15 protein-coding genes are annotated in these 15,959 nt (G+C 70.9%); 7 read left to right on the forward strand and 8 right to left on the reverse strand.

Features of this window, described 5'->3' with window-relative positions; all coding sequences use genetic code 11:
- Positions 1-24: 24 nt before the first annotated feature.
- From G9Q37_RS02705 to G9Q37_RS02715, 3 genes are read right to left on the reverse strand one after another with little or no spacing between them, the layout of a single operon-like run.
- Positions 25-588, reverse strand: coding sequence for a histidine phosphatase family protein (locus G9Q37_RS02705; RefSeq protein WP_166224205.1), 564 nt, complete (start codon positions 586-588; stop codon positions 25-27).
- 22 nt (positions 589-610) lie between these two features.
- Positions 611-1,390, reverse strand: coding sequence for an SDR family NAD(P)-dependent oxidoreductase (locus tag G9Q37_RS02710; protein ID WP_166224208.1), 780 nt, complete (start codon positions 1,388-1,390; stop codon positions 611-613).
- Between the two features lie 10 nt (positions 1,391-1,400).
- Positions 1,401-2,084 (reverse strand): RluA family pseudouridine synthase, encoded by a 684-nt coding sequence (locus G9Q37_RS02715; protein WP_166224211.1) that lies wholly within the window; start codon positions 2,082-2,084, stop codon positions 1,401-1,403.
- Positions 2,085-2,118: 34 nt separating this feature from the next.
- On the opposite strand from G9Q37_RS02715, the gene G9Q37_RS02720 reads away from it, so the two are divergent.
- Together G9Q37_RS02720 and gshA are read left to right on the forward strand one after the other, a co-directional pair.
- Positions 2,119-3,105, forward strand: a complete 987-nt coding sequence (locus G9Q37_RS02720; protein WP_166224214.1) for a tRNA dihydrouridine synthase — start codon at positions 2,119-2,121, stop codon at positions 3,103-3,105.
- Positions 3,106-3,140: 35 nt separating this feature from the next.
- Positions 3,141-4,709 (forward strand): glutamate--cysteine ligase, encoded by a 1,569-nt coding sequence (gene gshA / locus G9Q37_RS02725; protein WP_166224217.1) that lies wholly within the window; start codon positions 3,141-3,143, stop codon positions 4,707-4,709.
- 21 nt (positions 4,710-4,730) lie between these two features.
- Here gshA and G9Q37_RS02730 read toward each other — a convergent pair whose 3' ends face one another.
- On the reverse strand, positions 4,731-5,213 hold the full coding sequence (locus tag G9Q37_RS02730; RefSeq protein WP_166224220.1) for an SRPBCC family protein: 483 nt from the start codon (positions 5,211-5,213) through the stop codon (positions 4,731-4,733).
- A 147-nt stretch (positions 5,214-5,360) separates the two neighbouring features.
- Between G9Q37_RS02730 and ylqF the strand changes: the two genes are divergently transcribed.
- Positions 5,361-6,311, forward strand: coding sequence for a ribosome biogenesis GTPase YlqF (ylqF, locus tag G9Q37_RS02735; protein ID WP_166224223.1), 951 nt, complete (start codon positions 5,361-5,363; stop codon positions 6,309-6,311).
- A gap of 49 nt (positions 6,312-6,360) precedes the next feature.
- The gene (locus G9Q37_RS02740) at positions 6,361-6,954 is read left to right on the forward strand and encodes an NAD(P)H-dependent oxidoreductase (protein WP_166224226.1); all 594 of its coding nucleotides are present in this window, start codon (positions 6,361-6,363) and stop codon (positions 6,952-6,954) included.
- Between the two features lies 1 nt (position 6,955).
- On the opposite strand, the gene G9Q37_RS02745 is transcribed toward G9Q37_RS02740, so the two are convergent.
- The 4 genes from G9Q37_RS02745 to G9Q37_RS02760 form a co-directional block, all read right to left on the reverse strand.
- Positions 6,956-7,495 carry a DUF4399 domain-containing protein gene (locus G9Q37_RS02745; protein WP_205710713.1) on the reverse strand — a complete coding sequence of 180 codons (540 nt, stop codon included), beginning with the start codon at positions 7,493-7,495 and terminating at the stop codon, positions 6,956-6,958.
- Between the two features lie 105 nt (positions 7,496-7,600).
- Complete coding sequence (locus G9Q37_RS02750; protein WP_166224229.1) at positions 7,601-7,741, reverse strand: hypothetical protein; 141 nt, start codon at positions 7,739-7,741, stop codon at positions 7,601-7,603.
- Positions 7,742-7,827: 86 nt separating this feature from the next.
- Positions 7,828-8,409 carry a DsbC family protein gene (locus G9Q37_RS02755; RefSeq protein WP_166224232.1) on the reverse strand — a complete coding sequence of 194 codons (582 nt, stop codon included), beginning with the start codon at positions 8,407-8,409 and terminating at the stop codon, positions 7,828-7,830.
- 25 nt (positions 8,410-8,434) lie between these two features.
- On the reverse strand, positions 8,435-8,869 hold the full coding sequence (locus G9Q37_RS02760) for an RcnB family protein (RefSeq protein WP_240936489.1): 435 nt from the start codon (positions 8,867-8,869) through the stop codon (positions 8,435-8,437).
- A 308-nt stretch (positions 8,870-9,177) separates the two neighbouring features.
- Here G9Q37_RS02760 and G9Q37_RS02765 point away from each other — a divergent pair, with 308 nt between their 5' ends.
- The 3 genes from G9Q37_RS02765 (at position 9,178) to G9Q37_RS02775 (ending at position 15,935) form a co-directional block, all read left to right on the forward strand.
- Positions 9,178-11,295 carry an Ig-like domain-containing domain gene (locus tag G9Q37_RS02765; protein ID WP_166224235.1) on the forward strand — a complete coding sequence of 706 codons (2,118 nt, stop codon included), beginning with the start codon at positions 9,178-9,180 and terminating at the stop codon, positions 11,293-11,295.
- Between the two features lie 195 nt (positions 11,296-11,490).
- Positions 11,491-12,957, forward strand: coding sequence for a hypothetical protein (locus G9Q37_RS02770; RefSeq protein ID WP_166224237.1), 1,467 nt, complete (start codon positions 11,491-11,493; stop codon positions 12,955-12,957).
- Positions 12,954-15,935 carry an Ig-like domain-containing protein gene (locus G9Q37_RS02775; RefSeq protein ID WP_166224240.1) on the forward strand — a complete coding sequence of 994 codons (2,982 nt, stop codon included), beginning with the start codon at positions 12,954-12,956 and terminating at the stop codon, positions 15,933-15,935. The genes G9Q37_RS02770 and G9Q37_RS02775 overlap by 4 nt, the downstream gene beginning before the upstream one ends.
- Positions 15,936-15,959: the final 24 nt, after the last annotated feature.

The following is a 15,959-nucleotide window of genomic DNA, read 5'->3' on the forward strand; positions in this document are numbered from 1 at the left end:
ACGCGGCATCCTAAGCCGCGCGGATCAGAAGGCCTGTCGCGCAAGCACGCGCAGGCGCTGGCCATCGGCCTCGGGCCGCGCCACGAAGACCTCGCCCATGGCGGGGTTCTCGCCCGTGAGCGCGGTGATGTTGACCTGGTGGGTCACGAGCATCCAGTTGGCGGGCGCGCGCAGGCCACGCAAGGCCGCGAGCACCGCGCGCGTCTGCGCGTCGCGCTCGCCCGCACCGTCGAAAAAGGAATTGACCGGCGCCCACACCGTGTGGCGGCCGAAGGCGAGCTGTGCGGTGTCGATGCAGCGGCACCAGGCGCTGCTGCGCACCTCGTCGAGGCGGATGCCTTCGCGCCGGAAGGCCTCGCCCACGCGTCGCGCCTGCTCGCGGCCTTCGGCGCTGAGGTTGCGCTGCGTGCCGCATTCGCCCAGGCGGAACCCGGGCGGATCGCCCACGCCGGGCTCGGTGCGCGCGTGGCGCATGAGCACCACGTTGGCGCCCTCGCGCAGCAGGGACCAGAAGTCGCGGTCCTGCGCGAAGGCGCTGCCCGAAGCGAGCAGGGTGGCAGCGGACAGGAATTGGCGTCGTTGCAGCATGGGCTCCTCAGAGGTCGCGGGTTCAGGCGTCGCGCACGTCGGCAACGGGTTGCTGGCCGAAGTCGGCGCGGTCGAGCCAGGCCAGCACGCGCTGCGCCGCGCCCTCGGGCGTGCTCAGCAGGCCTTTCTCGCGCAGATCGACGAAGCGCTGTCGGTCGGGGAAGCCTTGCGGGTCGCCCGCGCGCAGCTGCTGCTGCATGTCGGTGTCGATCACGCCGGGCGCGAGCGAGACCAGGCGCGCGCCGCGCGGGTGCTGCGCTTCGTCGAGCGCGGCGCAGCGCGTGAAGTGGTCGAGCCCGGCCTTGGCCGCGCAATAGGGCCCCTGTGCGGCCATGGCGTTGCGGCCCAGGCCCGAGGAGATGTTGAGCACCTTGCGCGGGCCGGGCCAGCCCGCCTCGGCCCAGGCGCGCGTGGCCGCGAGAAAGGCCGCGGTGAGCTGCATGGGCGCTTCCAGGCCCACGCGCAGCGCGTTGGCGAGCTGCTCGGGCGGGCATTCGTCGATCGGGCCGATGCGCGGGATCACGCCCGCGTTGTTGATCAGCGTGGCGCTGGCGATTTCGGCGGGCCGCAGGCTGGCGAGCCAGTTGGCCAGGCGCTCGCGCGCGCCCGCGGTGTCGGCCAGGTCTTGCGACCACTGCACCAGCGGTGCGCCGGCCGCGTCGGCCTGGGCCTGCAGCTCGGCGCTGATCTGGCGCGACAGGCACAGCAGCAGCCGGTTGGGCGAGAGCAGCTGGCGCGCCATGGCCAGGCCCATGCCGCGCGAGGCGCCGGTGAGCACGGTGAGGTGGTGGGGGGTGGTCATGGTGGGGGCTTCAGAAAGGGCAGGGGCTGTGGAATTCGAGCGGCGCGCCGCTCACGGGGTGGGGCAGCGCGAGCCAGCCCGCGTGCAGCAGCAGGCGGTCGGCGAGCGCGCGCTGGGCCTCGCTGGCGTACAGCGGGTCGCCCACAATGGGGTGGCCGAGGGCCTGCAGGTGCACGCGCAGCTGGTGGGTGCGGCCGGTGACGGGTTCGAGCTCGAGCCGCGTGCCGGGGCCGTGCTGGGGGCTGGCGAGCCGCCAGCGCGTGAGGCTGGGCTTGCCGTGCTCGGCGTGCACGATGCTGCGCGGCCGGTTGAGCCAGTCGATCATGAGCGGCAGCTCGATGGTCTGCCAGCCGTTGGCCGGGTCGGGGTTGCGCAGCTCGCCGGCCACCACCGCGGTGTAGCGCTTGTGCACGCGCCGCTTCTCGAAGTGCATGGACAGCGCGCGCTGCATGGCCAGGCCGCGCGCCAGGATCACCAGGCCCGAGGTCGCCATGTCGAGCCGGTGCACCACCAGCGCGTCGGGCCAGCGCGCCTGGGCGCGCGCGCTCAGGCAGTCCTGCTTGTCGGGGCCGCGGCCGGGCACGGCGAGCAGGCCCGCGGGTTTGTCGAGCACCACGAAGGCCGCGTCCTCGTGAACAAGCGTCAGCGCGTCGCCGGGCAGGGCGAGGGCGGTGGGCGTGGGCAGGCCGGTCATGGGGGGCATTGTCCCCCGAGGACAATATCCCCCCATGCTGCTGCTCGCCCCCATGGAAGGACTGCTCGACGCCACCCTGCGCGATGTGCTCACGCGCCTGGGCGGGGTCGACCGCTGCACGAGCGAGTTCATCCGCATCACCAACACCCTGCTGCCCGAGCGCGCCTTCATCCGCGTGGTGCCCGAGCTGCTCAACGGCGGGCGCACCGCGGCCGGCGTGCCGGTGCGGCCCCAGCTGCTGGGCTCCGACCCGCAGCTGCTGGCCGAGAACGCCGCGCGCCTGGCCACGCTGAACCCGCCGGGCATCGACCTGAACTTCGGCTGTCCGGCCAAGACCGTGAACAACAGCCGCGGCGGCGCGGTGCTGCTCGACGAGCCCGAGCTCGTGGGCCGCATCGTGGCCGCGGTGCGGCGCGCGGTGCCGGCGCAGGTGCCGGTGTCGGCCAAGATGCGCCTGGGCTACCTGGACGACGCGCGCGCCGAAGACAACGCGCTCGCCATCACCGAAGCCGGCGCCGACGAGCTCGTGATCCACGCGCGCACCAAGGCCCAGGGCTACAAGCCGCCCGCGCACTGGGCGCGCATCGCGCAGGTGGCGCAGGCGCTGCCCGCCAAGCGCCCGGTGCTGATCGCCAATGGCGAGATCTGGACCGCCGAGGACGCCGCGCGCTGCCGCGCGCTCACGGGCTGCGAGCACCTCATGATCGGCCGCGGCCAGATCACCGACCCCGGCCTCGCGCACGCCATCCAGGGCGGCGAGCCGGTGCCGTGGTCGCGCATCGTGCCGCTGCTGCCGCTCTTCTGGGCCCGCGTGAGCGCGCGCGTGGAGCGGCGCCACCGCGCGGGCCGGCTCAAGCAGTGGCTCAACTACCTGCGGCACCGCCATGCGGCGGCGCAACAGGCCTTCGACGAGCTGCGCCTACACCACGATCCCGAGGCGATCGCGGCCTGGATCGAGCAGGCCCAGCAGCGCTGGGGCCGCCCGGAAGCGGCCGAAGCACGAAGCGCGCAACCGTGTTAACTTCCGGCCCCCGTTCCGCCAGACCCTTCGCCCCTATGTCTTCCCTGCCACAACGGCTGGCCGCCCTCGGCCCCGAGCGCCTGCGCGGCATGCGCCGCGGGCTCGAGAAGGAAAGCCTGCGTTCGCAGCCTGACGGCAAGCTGGCGCTCACGCCGCATCCCGTGGCGCTGGGCAGTGCGCTCACCCACCCCCACATCACCACCGACTACAGCGAGTCGCAGCTGGAGCTCATCACCGGCGTGCACGCCAGCGTGGAAAGCATGCTGGCCGAACTCACCGAGGTGCACCAGTTCGTGCTGCGCACGCTCAAGGCCCAGGGCGACGAGCGCCTGTGGGTGTCGAGCATGCCCTGCGGTCTGCCGCCCGACGAGACCATTCCCATCGGCCGCTACGGCACGTCCAACGTGGGCCGCGCCAAGAGCGTCTACCGCATGGGGCTGGGCCACCGCTATGGCCGGCGCATGCAGACCATCTCGGGCATCCACTACAACTGGTCGCTGCCCGGCGTGGACAACGACGGCTACTTCGCGCTGATCCGCAACTTCCGCCGCCACGCCTTCCTGCTGCTCACGCTGTTCGGCGCTTCGCCGGCCGTGTGTTCGAGCTTCGTGGAAGGCCGCCCCCACGAGCTGCAGAAGCTCGGCGCGAGCGGCACGCTGTACATGCCGCACGGCACCTCGCTGCGCATGGGCCGGCTCGGTTACCAGAGCGAAGCCCAGGGCACGCTGGCCGTGAGCTACAACGGCCTCGAAGGGTATGCGGCCTCGCTGCACGACGCGCTCACGCGGCCCTGGCCGGCCTACGAAACCGTGGGCATCCGCAACCCCGGTGGCGACTACAACCAGCTCGCCACCACGCTGCTGCAGATCGAGAACGAGTTCTACGGCACCATCCGCCCCAAGCGCGTCATCTTCCCGGGCGAGCGCCCGCTGCACGCGCTGCGCGAGCGCGGGGTCGAGTACATCGAGGTCCGGCTGATGGACCTCAACCCCTTCGAGCCCATCGGCATCGACCCGATGACGCTGCGCTTCCTCGACGTCTTCCTGCTGCACTGTCTGCTCGCCGACAGCCCGCCCGACACGCCGGGCGAGATCCGCGAGCTCGCGCAGAACCAGCACCTGACCGCCGCGCGCGGCCGCGAGCCCGGGCTGGAACTGCTGCGCCGCGGCGCGCCCGTGAAGCTCACCGACTGGGGCCTGGAGATCATCGAACAGCTGCAGCCCATCGCCGACGCGCTCGACGACCTGGGCGGCACCGACGCCCATGCGCTCGCCGTGGCGCACGCGCGCAGCTCGCTGCGCCAGCCCGACCTGCTGCCCTCGGCGCGGGTGCTCAAGGCCATGGCGAGCGATCACGGCGATTCCTTCATCGGCTTCGTGCGCGCGCAATCGCAGCGCACGCACGAGCAGCTGCTGGCCCTGCCCTGGAGCGAGGCGCAACAGGCGCGCTTCGTGGCCATGGCCGAACGCTCGATCGAAGACCAGCGCGGCATCGAGGCCAACGACAGCCTGCCGTTCGAGATCTACCGCCAGGAATACGTGTCGGCCGACCGCCTGGGCCGTGCGCGCGCCGCGGCGCCGGTGCTGGGCGCGCTCACCGTGTGAGGCCCACGGGGCGCCCGGGGCTCAGGCCTCGCCGCCGAACTTCTTGACCAGGTTGGCGATGTACTTGTCGACCAGCTTCTCGAACTCGGCCTCGACCACCGGGGCCACCACCATCTTCATCAGGCCGGGCAGCGGCACGTCCACCGTGCCCTCGATCGCGAGTTCGAGCGCGGTCGACTTGCCCTGATCGCTGATCTTCCAGTGGCCGCCCACCAGGGCGTTGCCCACGCCCTTCACCGGGGTCCACTTCACGGTGCCCGAGCCCTTGGCGGCGTCGAACTTGCTGGTGTACTTGCTGGCGTACACGGTCTGGATGTTCACCTGCGCGGTGCCGACCTTCTCCATTTCCCACTGGTAAGCGCCGCCGCCCAGGTCGGTGAGTTTTTCGACCTTGGGAAAGTGCGCCACCGACGCGGGCACGTCGGACAGCAGCTTGAACACGTCGGCGGCCTTGGCCTTGACGGCGAATTCGTAGCCGAGGTCGATCTTGACGGTGATGGCCATGGGTGCCTTTCGTGCAGCAGCGGTGCGAAGGGGAAGCGAGCGCCGGCCATTCTAGGCAGACTCCCCGGGCCGGGCGCCTGCGGGCTTACCCAGGGCACAATGCGCGACCCTCGCCCCTTTGCCTTTTGCCCCGTTCCTCGCATTCCCATGAGCGTCCAGTGGTTCCCCGGTCACATGCACCTCACGCGCCAGGCCATCGCCGACCGCGTGAAGACCATCGACGTCGTCATCGAGATGCTCGACGCGCGCCTGCCCGGCTCCAGCGCCAATCCGCTGCTCGGTGAGCTCACGCGCAAGCGCGCCACGCTCAAGGTGCTCAACAAGCAGGACCTGGCCGACCCCGAGCGCACGGCGGCCTGGCTCGCGCATTACAACGCCCAGCCAGGCACGCGTGCGATCGCGCTCGACGCGGGCAATCCCGCGCCCGCGCGTGCGCTGGTGGCCGCTTGCCGCGAACTCGCGCCCAACCGTGGCGGCATGGCCAAGCCGCTGCGGGTGCTGATCTGCGGCGTGCCCAACGTGGGCAAGAGCACACTGATCAACACCCTCATGGGCAAGCGCTCGGCCAAGACCGGCGACGAGGCCGGCGTGACGCGCACCGAGCAGCGCGTGGCGCTGGCCGACGACGTGTACCTGTTCGATACGCCGGGCGTGCTGTGGCCGCGCATCGTGGTGCCGCAAAGCGGCATCCACCTCGCGGCCAGTGGCGCCGTGGGCCGCAACGCCTACGACGACCAGGAGGTGGCGCTCGAGCTGCTCGACAACCTCAAGCTTGCCTACCCGGGCCTGCTGCGCGTGCGCTACCCGCTGGGCGACAGCGACGCCGCGCTCGCGGACCGGCCTGCCGAAGACCTGCTCGAAGCCATCGGCCGCCAGCGCGGTGCGCTGGTGAGCGGCGGCCGTGTCGATGCGCAGAAGGCCGCGGAACTCGTGATCGCCGATTTCCGGGCCGCGCTCATGGGGCGCATCACGCTGGAGACGCCCGGGCAGTACCTGGCCTGGCTCAAGGCCGGTCAGGCCGCCGATGCCGAGCGCCAGCGCTTGAAGCGCGAGCGCTTCGGCGACGAGCGGCCGCGCGGACGGCCACGCCGCCGTTGACTTGATCGGCGTCAAGTTGTGCGCCGGCCGGCGCGCGCAAGATGGGTCCATGGCCGACCCGACCTGTGTGCTCCTCATCGAAGGCCATCCCGATGGCGCGCCCCAGCGCCTCAACCGCGCGCTGGCCGACGCCTACGCGGCCGGCGCCGAGGCGGGCGGTCACGCGGTGCGCCGCGTGAGGCTGGCCACGCTGGACATCCCCCTGCTGCGCAGCGCCGAGGACTGGAACCGGGGCGAGGTGCCGGCCGATCTTCGGTCCGTGCAGGACGACCTGGCGTGGGCCCATCACGTGGTGCTGTTCTTTCCGCTCTGGCTGGGCGACATGCCTGCGCTGGTGAAGGCTTTTCTCGAGCAGGTGGCACGGCCGGGCTTTGCGGTGCCGCGGGACCGCATGTCGCCGTTCGCGCAAAAGCCGCTGGCCGGCCGTTCGGCGCGCGTGGTGGTGACCATGGGCATGCCGGCGCTGCTGTACCGCTGGTACTTCCGCGCACACAGCGTCAAGGCGCTCGAGCGCAACGTGCTGGGTTTCGTGGGCTTCGCGCCCGTGCACGAGACCCTGATCGGCCGCGTGGACATCCTGGGCGCGGAAGGCGTGGCGCGCTGGCAGCGCAAGCTCGGCGAGCTCGGGCGCGCCGCGGCCTGAATCACTTCACCGTCACGGTGATGCGCTCGCTCGCCACCACCGGGTGGTGCGGGATGTGGTTCTGATCGCCCAGCACCAGTTGCAGGGTGTGCGTGCCCGGGGCGAGCTGCAGCGTGGTTTCGGTCTGGCCCATGCCGAAATGGCGCACCTGGTCGCTCACCGGCAGGGGGGCGTTGGCATCCCAGGCCGCCACGTCGATCAGCAGGTGGTGGTGCCCGGTGCCGGCCTTTTCCACGCCCGCGGGCGCCACGCCCATGCCCGAGAGGCCGAACACCAGCTTCACGGGGTTGCTCACGGTCTGGCCGTCGCGCAGGTTCACGAAGTACAGGCGCGTGCCCGGCGCCGCGGCCACCTTCTGGTAGCCCGACGACAGCGTGGGCGTGCTGGCCGTGACCGTGGCCGGCGGCGTGGCCGATGCCGAGGCCCGGTCCATGGTCTGCTGCATGGTGCCGGGCCCATGGTGGTGGTGCATGCCGTGACCGGCGCAACCGGCCAGTAGGGTGGTGGCCAGGGCCACCGAAGGCAGAACGCAGGAACGCATGGGGTGCTCCTCAGGCTGATGGACAGGCGCTGCACGGTACGCCGTGCGGGCCGTTGCGTCCATGGTCATCCGACCGTGCACCGGGGGTACGCCGCCGGTGCCCGATCACTTGTTCTTGTCTTTGCCGCGCGGGATCACCGAAGTCATGGGCGCCACGGGGCGGTCGGAGTTGACCGGGCCCTTGGGGGCGCTCGTGTCTTTCTTGGGCTTCTTGCTCATCTTTTCGCTGCGCTGTTCCTTGCCCATGCGGTGCTCCTCGGAGGTTGTGCCAGTCGGCCGATCGCGCGATGGTAGCGGCTGGCGCGAACCGCCTGGCTGTGCCGGATTTGGCTTCAGCCGCCGCTCAAGCCGATGAAGCTGGCCAGTTGCGGCGTGGCCATGGCCCCGCCCGCCGTGCGCGCGCCGCCCTGCGGATCGCGCGCGACGATGAAGGGCACGGCCTCGCCGCCCAGGCGTGTGAGCAGCCGGGTGTTGTTCTCGATCGCGGCCTTGACCTCGGCCGGCACGCTGGCCGAGGCCGAGGTGCCGCCCTGGCCCGCGAGCAGGCTGGTCTCGTGCGCGGCCATGGCCGCGGCCGGGTCGCTGGCGCCGAGGATGGCCGCACCCTGCGGCAGGCTCTTGGCGTTGAGGATGGACACCGGCAGCCACACGAAGCGCGCCTGCTTGAGCAGGGGCTGCGAGGCCTCCCACAGGTGGGCGCAGTGCGGGCACTGGGGATCGAACAGCACGTAGACCGTGTTGGCGGCCATCAGGGCGCCCACGGCAAAGCCCTTGCCTTCGGCGGCCAGCACCTGCAAGGCCTGGCTGCGGTCGATGGGCGGGGCCGGCGGCGCTTCGGGCTCGCGCGAGCAGGCGGTCAGAACGCCCATGGCCGCGAGCGCGGCCATGGCGGGGAGGACGTGGCGGCGTTTCATGCCGCGATGGTACCCAGGCCGCGCGTCACTGGTTCAGCAGCACGTGGGCGATGAGGCCGGTGGCGGCGGCCACGAGCAGGAAGTCGCCGTTGACCTGGATCCAGTGGTGGCCGCGCGGCGGGGTGTACAGCCGCGGGTTGTGGTGCCGCACGACGTAGCGGCTGTGGCGGTACTCGGGCGGCACGTAGTGGCCGCGCGACCAGCGCGGGCCCGTGTGCACGACGCGCACGTCGCGGTGCACCACGCGCGGGCCGTGGTGGTGGATGTGCCGCTCCACGTGGCGGGGCGGGCCGTGGTGGATCACGCGCCGGTCGACGTGGCGCTCCACGTGGCGGTGTTCGATGCGCGGGCCGTCGTGGTGGCGGCGACCGCCGCGGCGGTCGTCGTCGGCGAAGGCGGTGGTGCCCATCGCGAAGGTGGCGGTCGCCACGGCGATCGAGAGCAGGTCGCGGGCATGCATGGTGTCTCCTTTCGGAAGCGTTGGACGAGGCCCCATGCTCGGCGGCGGGTGTGTCGCGCGCGTAAACGCGGTGCAGCCGCGCGGCAAAGTGCGGCCGGCCTTTTGCAACCAGCGGCTGGCAGGCTTGCGCAGTGCAGCAAGGTCGCGCAGGCGACAAATCCCCGGGCGCGTCCCGGCGGGCAGGGCGAAAGCCCTCTGGCGCGGCGTTGCGGGCAGGCCTATAACCGCCGACCGGAGAAGAGCGAGGAGCGCATGAAGCGCCCCGGGCAGCCGCCGCGCTAGCGGCCCATCAGATCAGGAGACAAGCGATGAGCGAGCCTTGCAAACGCCCTCTGCGTTGGGCGTTCCCCCTGGTGTTGCCACTGGCCCTGCTGCCAGCACTGGCCTTGGCCGACGGCGTCGCCGTGCGTTACGACGCCACGGCGTCACCATTCCCGAGCAACCGCTACACCGTGCCCGACTTCGGCAACGCCACGCTGCGCCGTGTGAGCCTGCCCAAGCCCGACTGCGCCACGCGGCCCAGCGACTGCGCCGACATCGACGTGATCAACACGCTCGACGGTTTCTCGACGCAGCCGCGCATCACCGTGCCGTTCACGGGCGATATCGATCCCGCCTCGGTCAACAGCGACAGCATCTACCTGGTCAACCTGGGTGACGTGCTCACCCTGCGCGGCTTCGGCGACAAGGTGGGCATCAACCAGGTGGTGTGGGACCCCGCGAGCAAGACGCTGGCTTTCACCTCCGACGAGCTGCTGCAGGAGCGCTCGCGCTACCTGCTGGTGGTCACGAACGGCGTGCGCGACGCGCAGGGCAAGAAGCTCAAGTCGGCCGACTTCCTGGGCGGTGGCGCGGGCCACACGCGCGAACTGCGCGACGCGCTGCCCATGGCGCGCGGCAGCGGGCGCAACGTGGTGGCGGCCTCGCTGTTCACCACCCAGACGGCCACGGGCGATCTGCTCAAGGTCCAGCGGCGCATCAAGTCCAGCACGCCCGCGCCAGTGAACTTCATGATCGGCAACGGCGGTGCGGTGCGCGCGGTGTTCCCGGTCTCGGGCCTGCAGGGCATCCAGTTCAACCGCCAGACCGGCAGTGCGCCGGCCTTCACGCCCGGCTTGCTGCCCACGCCCGCGCTGCAGGTGGTGCCGGGGGCGGTGGGTCATGTGGCGTACGGCCGCTACGAATCGCCCGAGTACCAGAACGCGGCCAAGGTGATCCCGGCCACCGACACCCTCACGGGCACGCCCCGGCCGCTGGGCAGCCAGTCGCTGGTGTTCCAGCTCTTCCTGCCTTCCTCGCCCAAGCCCGCGGGGGGCTGGCCGGTGGCGCTGTTCGGCCACGGCTTCACCGACAGCATGTACGGCGCGCCCTGGACCGTGGCCTCGGTGTTCGCGTCGCAGGGCATCGCGACCTTGTCCATCAACGTGGTGGGCCATGGCGGCGGCGCGCTCGGCACGCTCAACGTGCTGCCCACGGCCGGCGCGCCCGTGGTCGTGCCCGCGGGCGGCCGCGGCATCGACCAGGACGGCAACGGCAGCATCGACTCGACCGAGGGCGTGAACGCCGCGGCGCCGCAAACCATCGTGAGCAGCCGCGATGGCCTGCGCCAGACGGTGATCGACCTGATGCAGCTCGTGCGCCAGGTCGAGGCCGGCATCGATGTGGACGGCGATGGCACGCGCGACCTCGACCCCAACCGCATCTACTACGCCGGCCAGTCCTTCGGTGGCATCTACGGCACCATGCTGCTGGGCGTGGAGCGCAACATCAAGGCGGGCGTGCCCAACGTGCCCGGCGGCTCGATCACCGAGATCGCGCGGCTGAGCCCGAGCTTTCGCATCCTCACGGGCTTGTCGCTGGCCACGCGCCAGCCCGTGCTCTTGAACCTGCCGCCCACCGCGCAGCTGCCGGTGCCCCTGAACTTCAACGAGAACATCCCGCTGCGCGACCAGCCGCCGCTGGTGAACAATGTGCCGGGTGCGATGGCCATCGCCGAACTGCTTGACCGCAACCAGTGGGTGCAGCAATCGGGCAACCCGGTGTCGTACGCGGCGCTGATCCGCCAGAACCCGCCGCAGGGCCATGCGGCCAAGCCCGTCATCCTGCAATTCGCCAAGGGCGATGTGACCGTGCCCAACCCGACGACCAGCGCGATCGTGCGTGCCGGCGGCCTGCAGGACCGCGTGACCCAGTTCCGCAACGACCTGGCCTTCGCGGCCAACCCTGGCGTGCCCAAGAACCCGCACACCTTCCTCACCAACATCGCGATCCCGGCCGCTGCGCCCTATGCCGTGGCGGCGCAGTCGCAGATCGCGGCCTTCTTCGCGAGCAACGGCGCCCTGGTGATCGATCCCGACGGGCCCGGCCCGCTGTTCGAGGTGCCCATCCAGGGGCCCTTGCCCGAGGGGCTGAACTTCATCCCCTGAGGGATGCTCCCCCGGGCGGACATCGCCCGGGGCCGTTCGATGGCCGTTGGTCCCTGAATCACGCAAAGCTTGCTGCCTTTGCGTTATTCCTTTTGTTTCCCAAACGCATGAGCATCGCCGCACTTTGCCCGGTCCGGGCGGGTGCAGCTGTCGCGCCCGCCCGCGTGCTGGCCGAGAGCCCTAAAGCGATCCTTCATGCGACCCTTCCCCTCCTTGTGCTGGACATTGGTGGCCAGCGGTGCGGCACTGTCGGGCAGTGCCTGGGCGCAAGCGGTGCCGACGCTGCCCCAGTCCTTGCCAGGCGCTGCACAAGCGCTGCCGTCCGGTGACGGCAGCCCCTCGTTTCCCGACCGCAGCCCCAAAGGCCCCGAGGCACGCCCACCCACCCCCGGGGTGCAACTGGGCGATCTGAGCCTGAACGCGAGCGAGGCCAGCTACCGCCGCAACGCATCGAACGAGCGCCTGCACCTGCGCCTGGGCTACGGCAGCTCGATCGGCGGCGGGCTGGGCTTCGACTACGCGCGCATCCTCGACGACCGCTGGGCCTGGGGCCTCAACGCCGCCGTCGGCCCGGAACAGGTCGATGTGGTGGTCAACGGTCTGTACAGCCTCGCCAAGCCCTGGTACCTGGGCGTGTCGGCTGGCTACCTGCGCCGCACCGACACCTACCCCTTCTATTCCGGCCCCGACAAGGCCACCGTCGACCAGGGCAGCTGGCGCGTGAACCTGCAGCGCGAATTCGAGGGCGGTGGCGTGCTCACCGACGCCGGCGTCCAGCTGTATGGCGCCCAGGCCCATGCTCCCGGCAACAACGAGAAGGTGATGCTCCAGGAGACCGCCACCGAACTCGTCTTCATGGTCGATCCGCGCCGCATCGCACCGGGTCGGCTGAGCGGTATGGGCCTGTCGGTGGGCCTGCAGGCCACGGCCGACACGCGGCTCAAGCTCGGCATCGGCCGCGAGACGGTGCGTTACCCCTACCAGGACGGCACCGGCTTTCGCGACGCCCGCACGAGCGCCAGCGCCGACCTGCAGCAACGCCTGGGCGGGTGCTGGCGGCTCGACGCCGGCGTGAGCACCGGCGTGGCCGGCGAGCGCTACCGCGTGGCGCTGGCCCGTGGCCCCTGGTCCGTGGGGCTGGGCCGCCAGATCGGCCGCGACAGCACCCCCGACCAAACGCAGCTCACGTTCGGCGTCAACCTGTCGCTCGGGGGCCGTGTGGCCAGGGCCTGCGGCGGTGCTGCCACCATGCCCGCCCGGGGCGTCGACCGCCTCGACGAGGTGTTCCGCCGGCCCGTGCAGTTGCCCACCACGGTGCTTGCGCGTGTGGACCCGACCGCGAGGCCCTATACGCTCGCCACCATCAACAAGTCCGCCCTCAATGGCGGGCAGGTCAGCGCCACCCCCGACGCGCTGCTCATCCAGCTGCCGGGCGGGCCAGCGCTCGCCGTGTTTGCCTTGTCCGTCAATGGCGCACCCGTGGGGCCGAATGCCACGGGCCTCAACGGCGAACGGCTGGTGAGCGTGATGCCCGATGGCCGTGTCCGCATCGAGGTGCGCGCCTTTCCCAACCCGGGGGCCGGGGTGTCGCAAACCGTCGAGGCGGTGGTGGTGCAGGCCAGCCAGGTCTCCGTCGTGACCTTCAACGTGGTGGGCCAATGAACCGCTTGATCGCCGAGCCGCGCGTGTCTGCGCTTCGTGTCCATGCCTGGGTGGCCGCATCGCGCCGCCTGCCCTGGTTGCTCCGCCGCGCTCTCGGGCTGCTGGTCTGCCTGTCGCCCATGGCCTGGGCGGTCACGATCGGCGGCCTGGCCATCACGGTGACCCCGCTGCTGAAGTTCGATCAGGCGCTCATCGAACGCCGCGCCGACGCGGGCCCTTTCACGCAGGTCGCGGTCGCTTCGTACAGCACGGGTGCCATCACCTACACCAGCACGCGCACGGGCGTGGCCACCGTCGATCCGCGGACCGGAACGGTCACGCCGGTGAGCGTGGGTGAAACGCGCATCCGCGCCACGCAGCAGGCCGTGGCACCGTTCCCCCAGGTCACCACCGAATACACCGTGCGCCTGACCGGCACACCGGTCGTGTTCCAGCCCTGGGTGCTGCCGACCAAGGTCTTCGGCGCTGCGGGCAGTTATGTCATCGGCACCGCGCCGGGCCAGCTGCCGCCGGCCCAGTCCAACAGCGACGCCCGCGTCACCTACCGCAGCCTCACGCCCGACATCGCCACCGTCGCGACCGACACCAGCAACGTCACCACGGTGACCGTGCTCAAGGCCGGCACCGCGAGCCTGGTGGCCGAGCAGGCGGCCACGCGCGTGTTCGACGCCGGCAGCACGGGGCCCACGCCATTCGTGATCCAGGGCGCGCCGGCGGCGCTGACCTGGAGCGATCAGGTGGTGCGCGTCGGCCAGACGCTGAGCCTGAGCCCGCCCTTGTCGCCCAACCCGAGCGGCGCCTTCACCTACAGCGTGGCCGGTGCGTTCGCCTCGGTGGCGGGCAACACCCTGACGGGCGTCAGCGCGGGTGTGACCACGGTCACCGCGCACCAGGCGGCCAGCGGCAACTACGCGGGCGGCGACATCACCCGCACGCTCACCGTGCTGCCGCCAGTGGTCGACATGGGCACCCTCGACGTGCCGTTCGGCACCCCCGATTTCGTGTTGCCGACCAACGTCAGCGGGGTCAGCGGCGCCATCGCGGGCTACGCGCTGACCGCCGGCAACCCGGTGGCCGATCTCAACGGATTCACCGTGATCACCAAGAGCGTGGGCAGCACCGGCTTCACCGCCTACCAGAACGGCGTGGAGATGGCGCGTGGCACCTTGCGCGTGGTCAAGGCCACCCCGGTCATCACGTTCGCGATCCCGGCCAAGACGGTTCACGACAAGCCCTTCGATCTGGCCGCAACGTCCACCAACACCGCCACGCCCATCCGCTACGAAGTGACGGGGGGCACAACCACCGCGGTGCGCCTGATGGGCGATCGCGGCCAGACGGTCTGGATCGCGTCGGGCAACACCTCGGTGCAGATCAAGGCGACGCAGGCCGAGAGCGCCAATTCCGCTGCGGCGCAGGCCACGGCCACGCTGACCATCGGCAGTGGCCAACCGTGGCTGGAGGTGGTGCAGGCCTTGCCGGCCAAGGTGTTCAACGACCAGACCTACGAACTCAAGGTGCGCACCAATGCGCCGCAGAGCTGGAACTTCGCGCTGCGCTCGTCCGACCCCCTGCAGGACACCAGCTTCTACTACCAGGTGCTCGGCGTCACGAGACAGACCGATGGCGTGGACGTGTACCAGCTCAAGTTCTCGAACCCGGCGTCCATCGATCAGACCTATCTCGCGCGCCTGTATCCCCGGGACCCCTGGGGGGCGCCCGGCTTCACGGCACCCAACTTCGATCTCGATTTCGTGCCCTTGAACGACCTCATCCTGTCGTGGACGTCGAGCGTGCCGTCGGACTTCGTGTGGGCGCCCTACGTGTTCAACTGGGGCGAAGACGCGCCGCTGGCCTCGCGGCAGATCCCCAGCCAGATCGTGGTCGATCTGGGCTCCGTGAACAGCGCGGTGGCCGATTACGATGGCAGCGGCCCCGGCGCACCGGCGCTGGTGGTCGTGGGCGCCGGCCAGTACACGCTCAAGGGCTGGATCAGCGGCCATCCCGTGCAGACCACCGTGACCGTGAACCCCAAGGCCACGGTGCTTACCGGCCCCGCGAGCTACAGCCTGAGCATGGACACAGCCCGGCTCGAGGTGTACCCGCCCGTGTCCAGCCGCCCCGGTTCCGCCACCTACACCTATGCCATCAGCGGCGGTGCGCGGCTCGAGACCGACAACGGCCGCACCTACATCGTCCCCACCGTGGCCAATGTGCCCACCACGCTCACGGTGACGCAGCAGGCGACAGGCAACTACGCCGCGGGCGTGCTCAACATCCCCGTGTTCGTCGCGGCGGGCACGCCCGTTGCATTGACCTTGCCCGCGCAGATCACACGCACCTACGGTGATGCGCCGCTGTCCTTCAACCTGCCCACCGGCTTCGACCCCGCGAGCCCCGTGCAACTGTCGTTTGCCGACAGCCAATCCAATCCCCTGGGCGCGATTGCGCAGGCGCAGATCGGCAACAACCGCCTGCAGATCGGCTTCCTCAACGCGGGCGCCACGCAACTGACCGTGTCGCAGGGCAGCACCAGCGCCACCACCACCATCACGGTGCTCCAGGCCGATCCGCACCTGGCCTACACCAGTGCGGGCCCGGTCACGCTGCAGCAGCCCATGTGCATCTGGATCACCGCGCCGGTGTACTTCCCGCTGCTCAACCAGGGCATCCGGGCCGGCATACCCGGCGCTGCCGTGATCTCGTCGGCGGAACTGCGTTCGCTGAGCGACGGCGCCGTGGTTTATGCGGTGCGCAATGCCCCGCCCGGTTCGCTGACGTTCGCCGGCTCCTACGACGTCGCGAACGTCCAGGGTGCCTATCCGGGCGGCTACAACGGCGGTGATCCGGGCACCCCGTTCACCCTGCAGATCGACCAGGCGGCAACGCCCAACTACAGGGCGGGCAGCATCTCCTTGCCTGGGGAGATCGTCATCAAGGGCTTCCCGGCCGACTTCCAGCAGACCTGCGGCGGTTGAGGCCGCGGCGCGTGCGCGGGGCAC

Origin of the sequence: Hydrogenophaga crocea, assembly GCF_011388215.1 — a bacterium.
GTDB lineage: Bacteria > Pseudomonadota > Gammaproteobacteria > Burkholderiales > Burkholderiaceae_C > Hydrogenophaga > Hydrogenophaga crocea.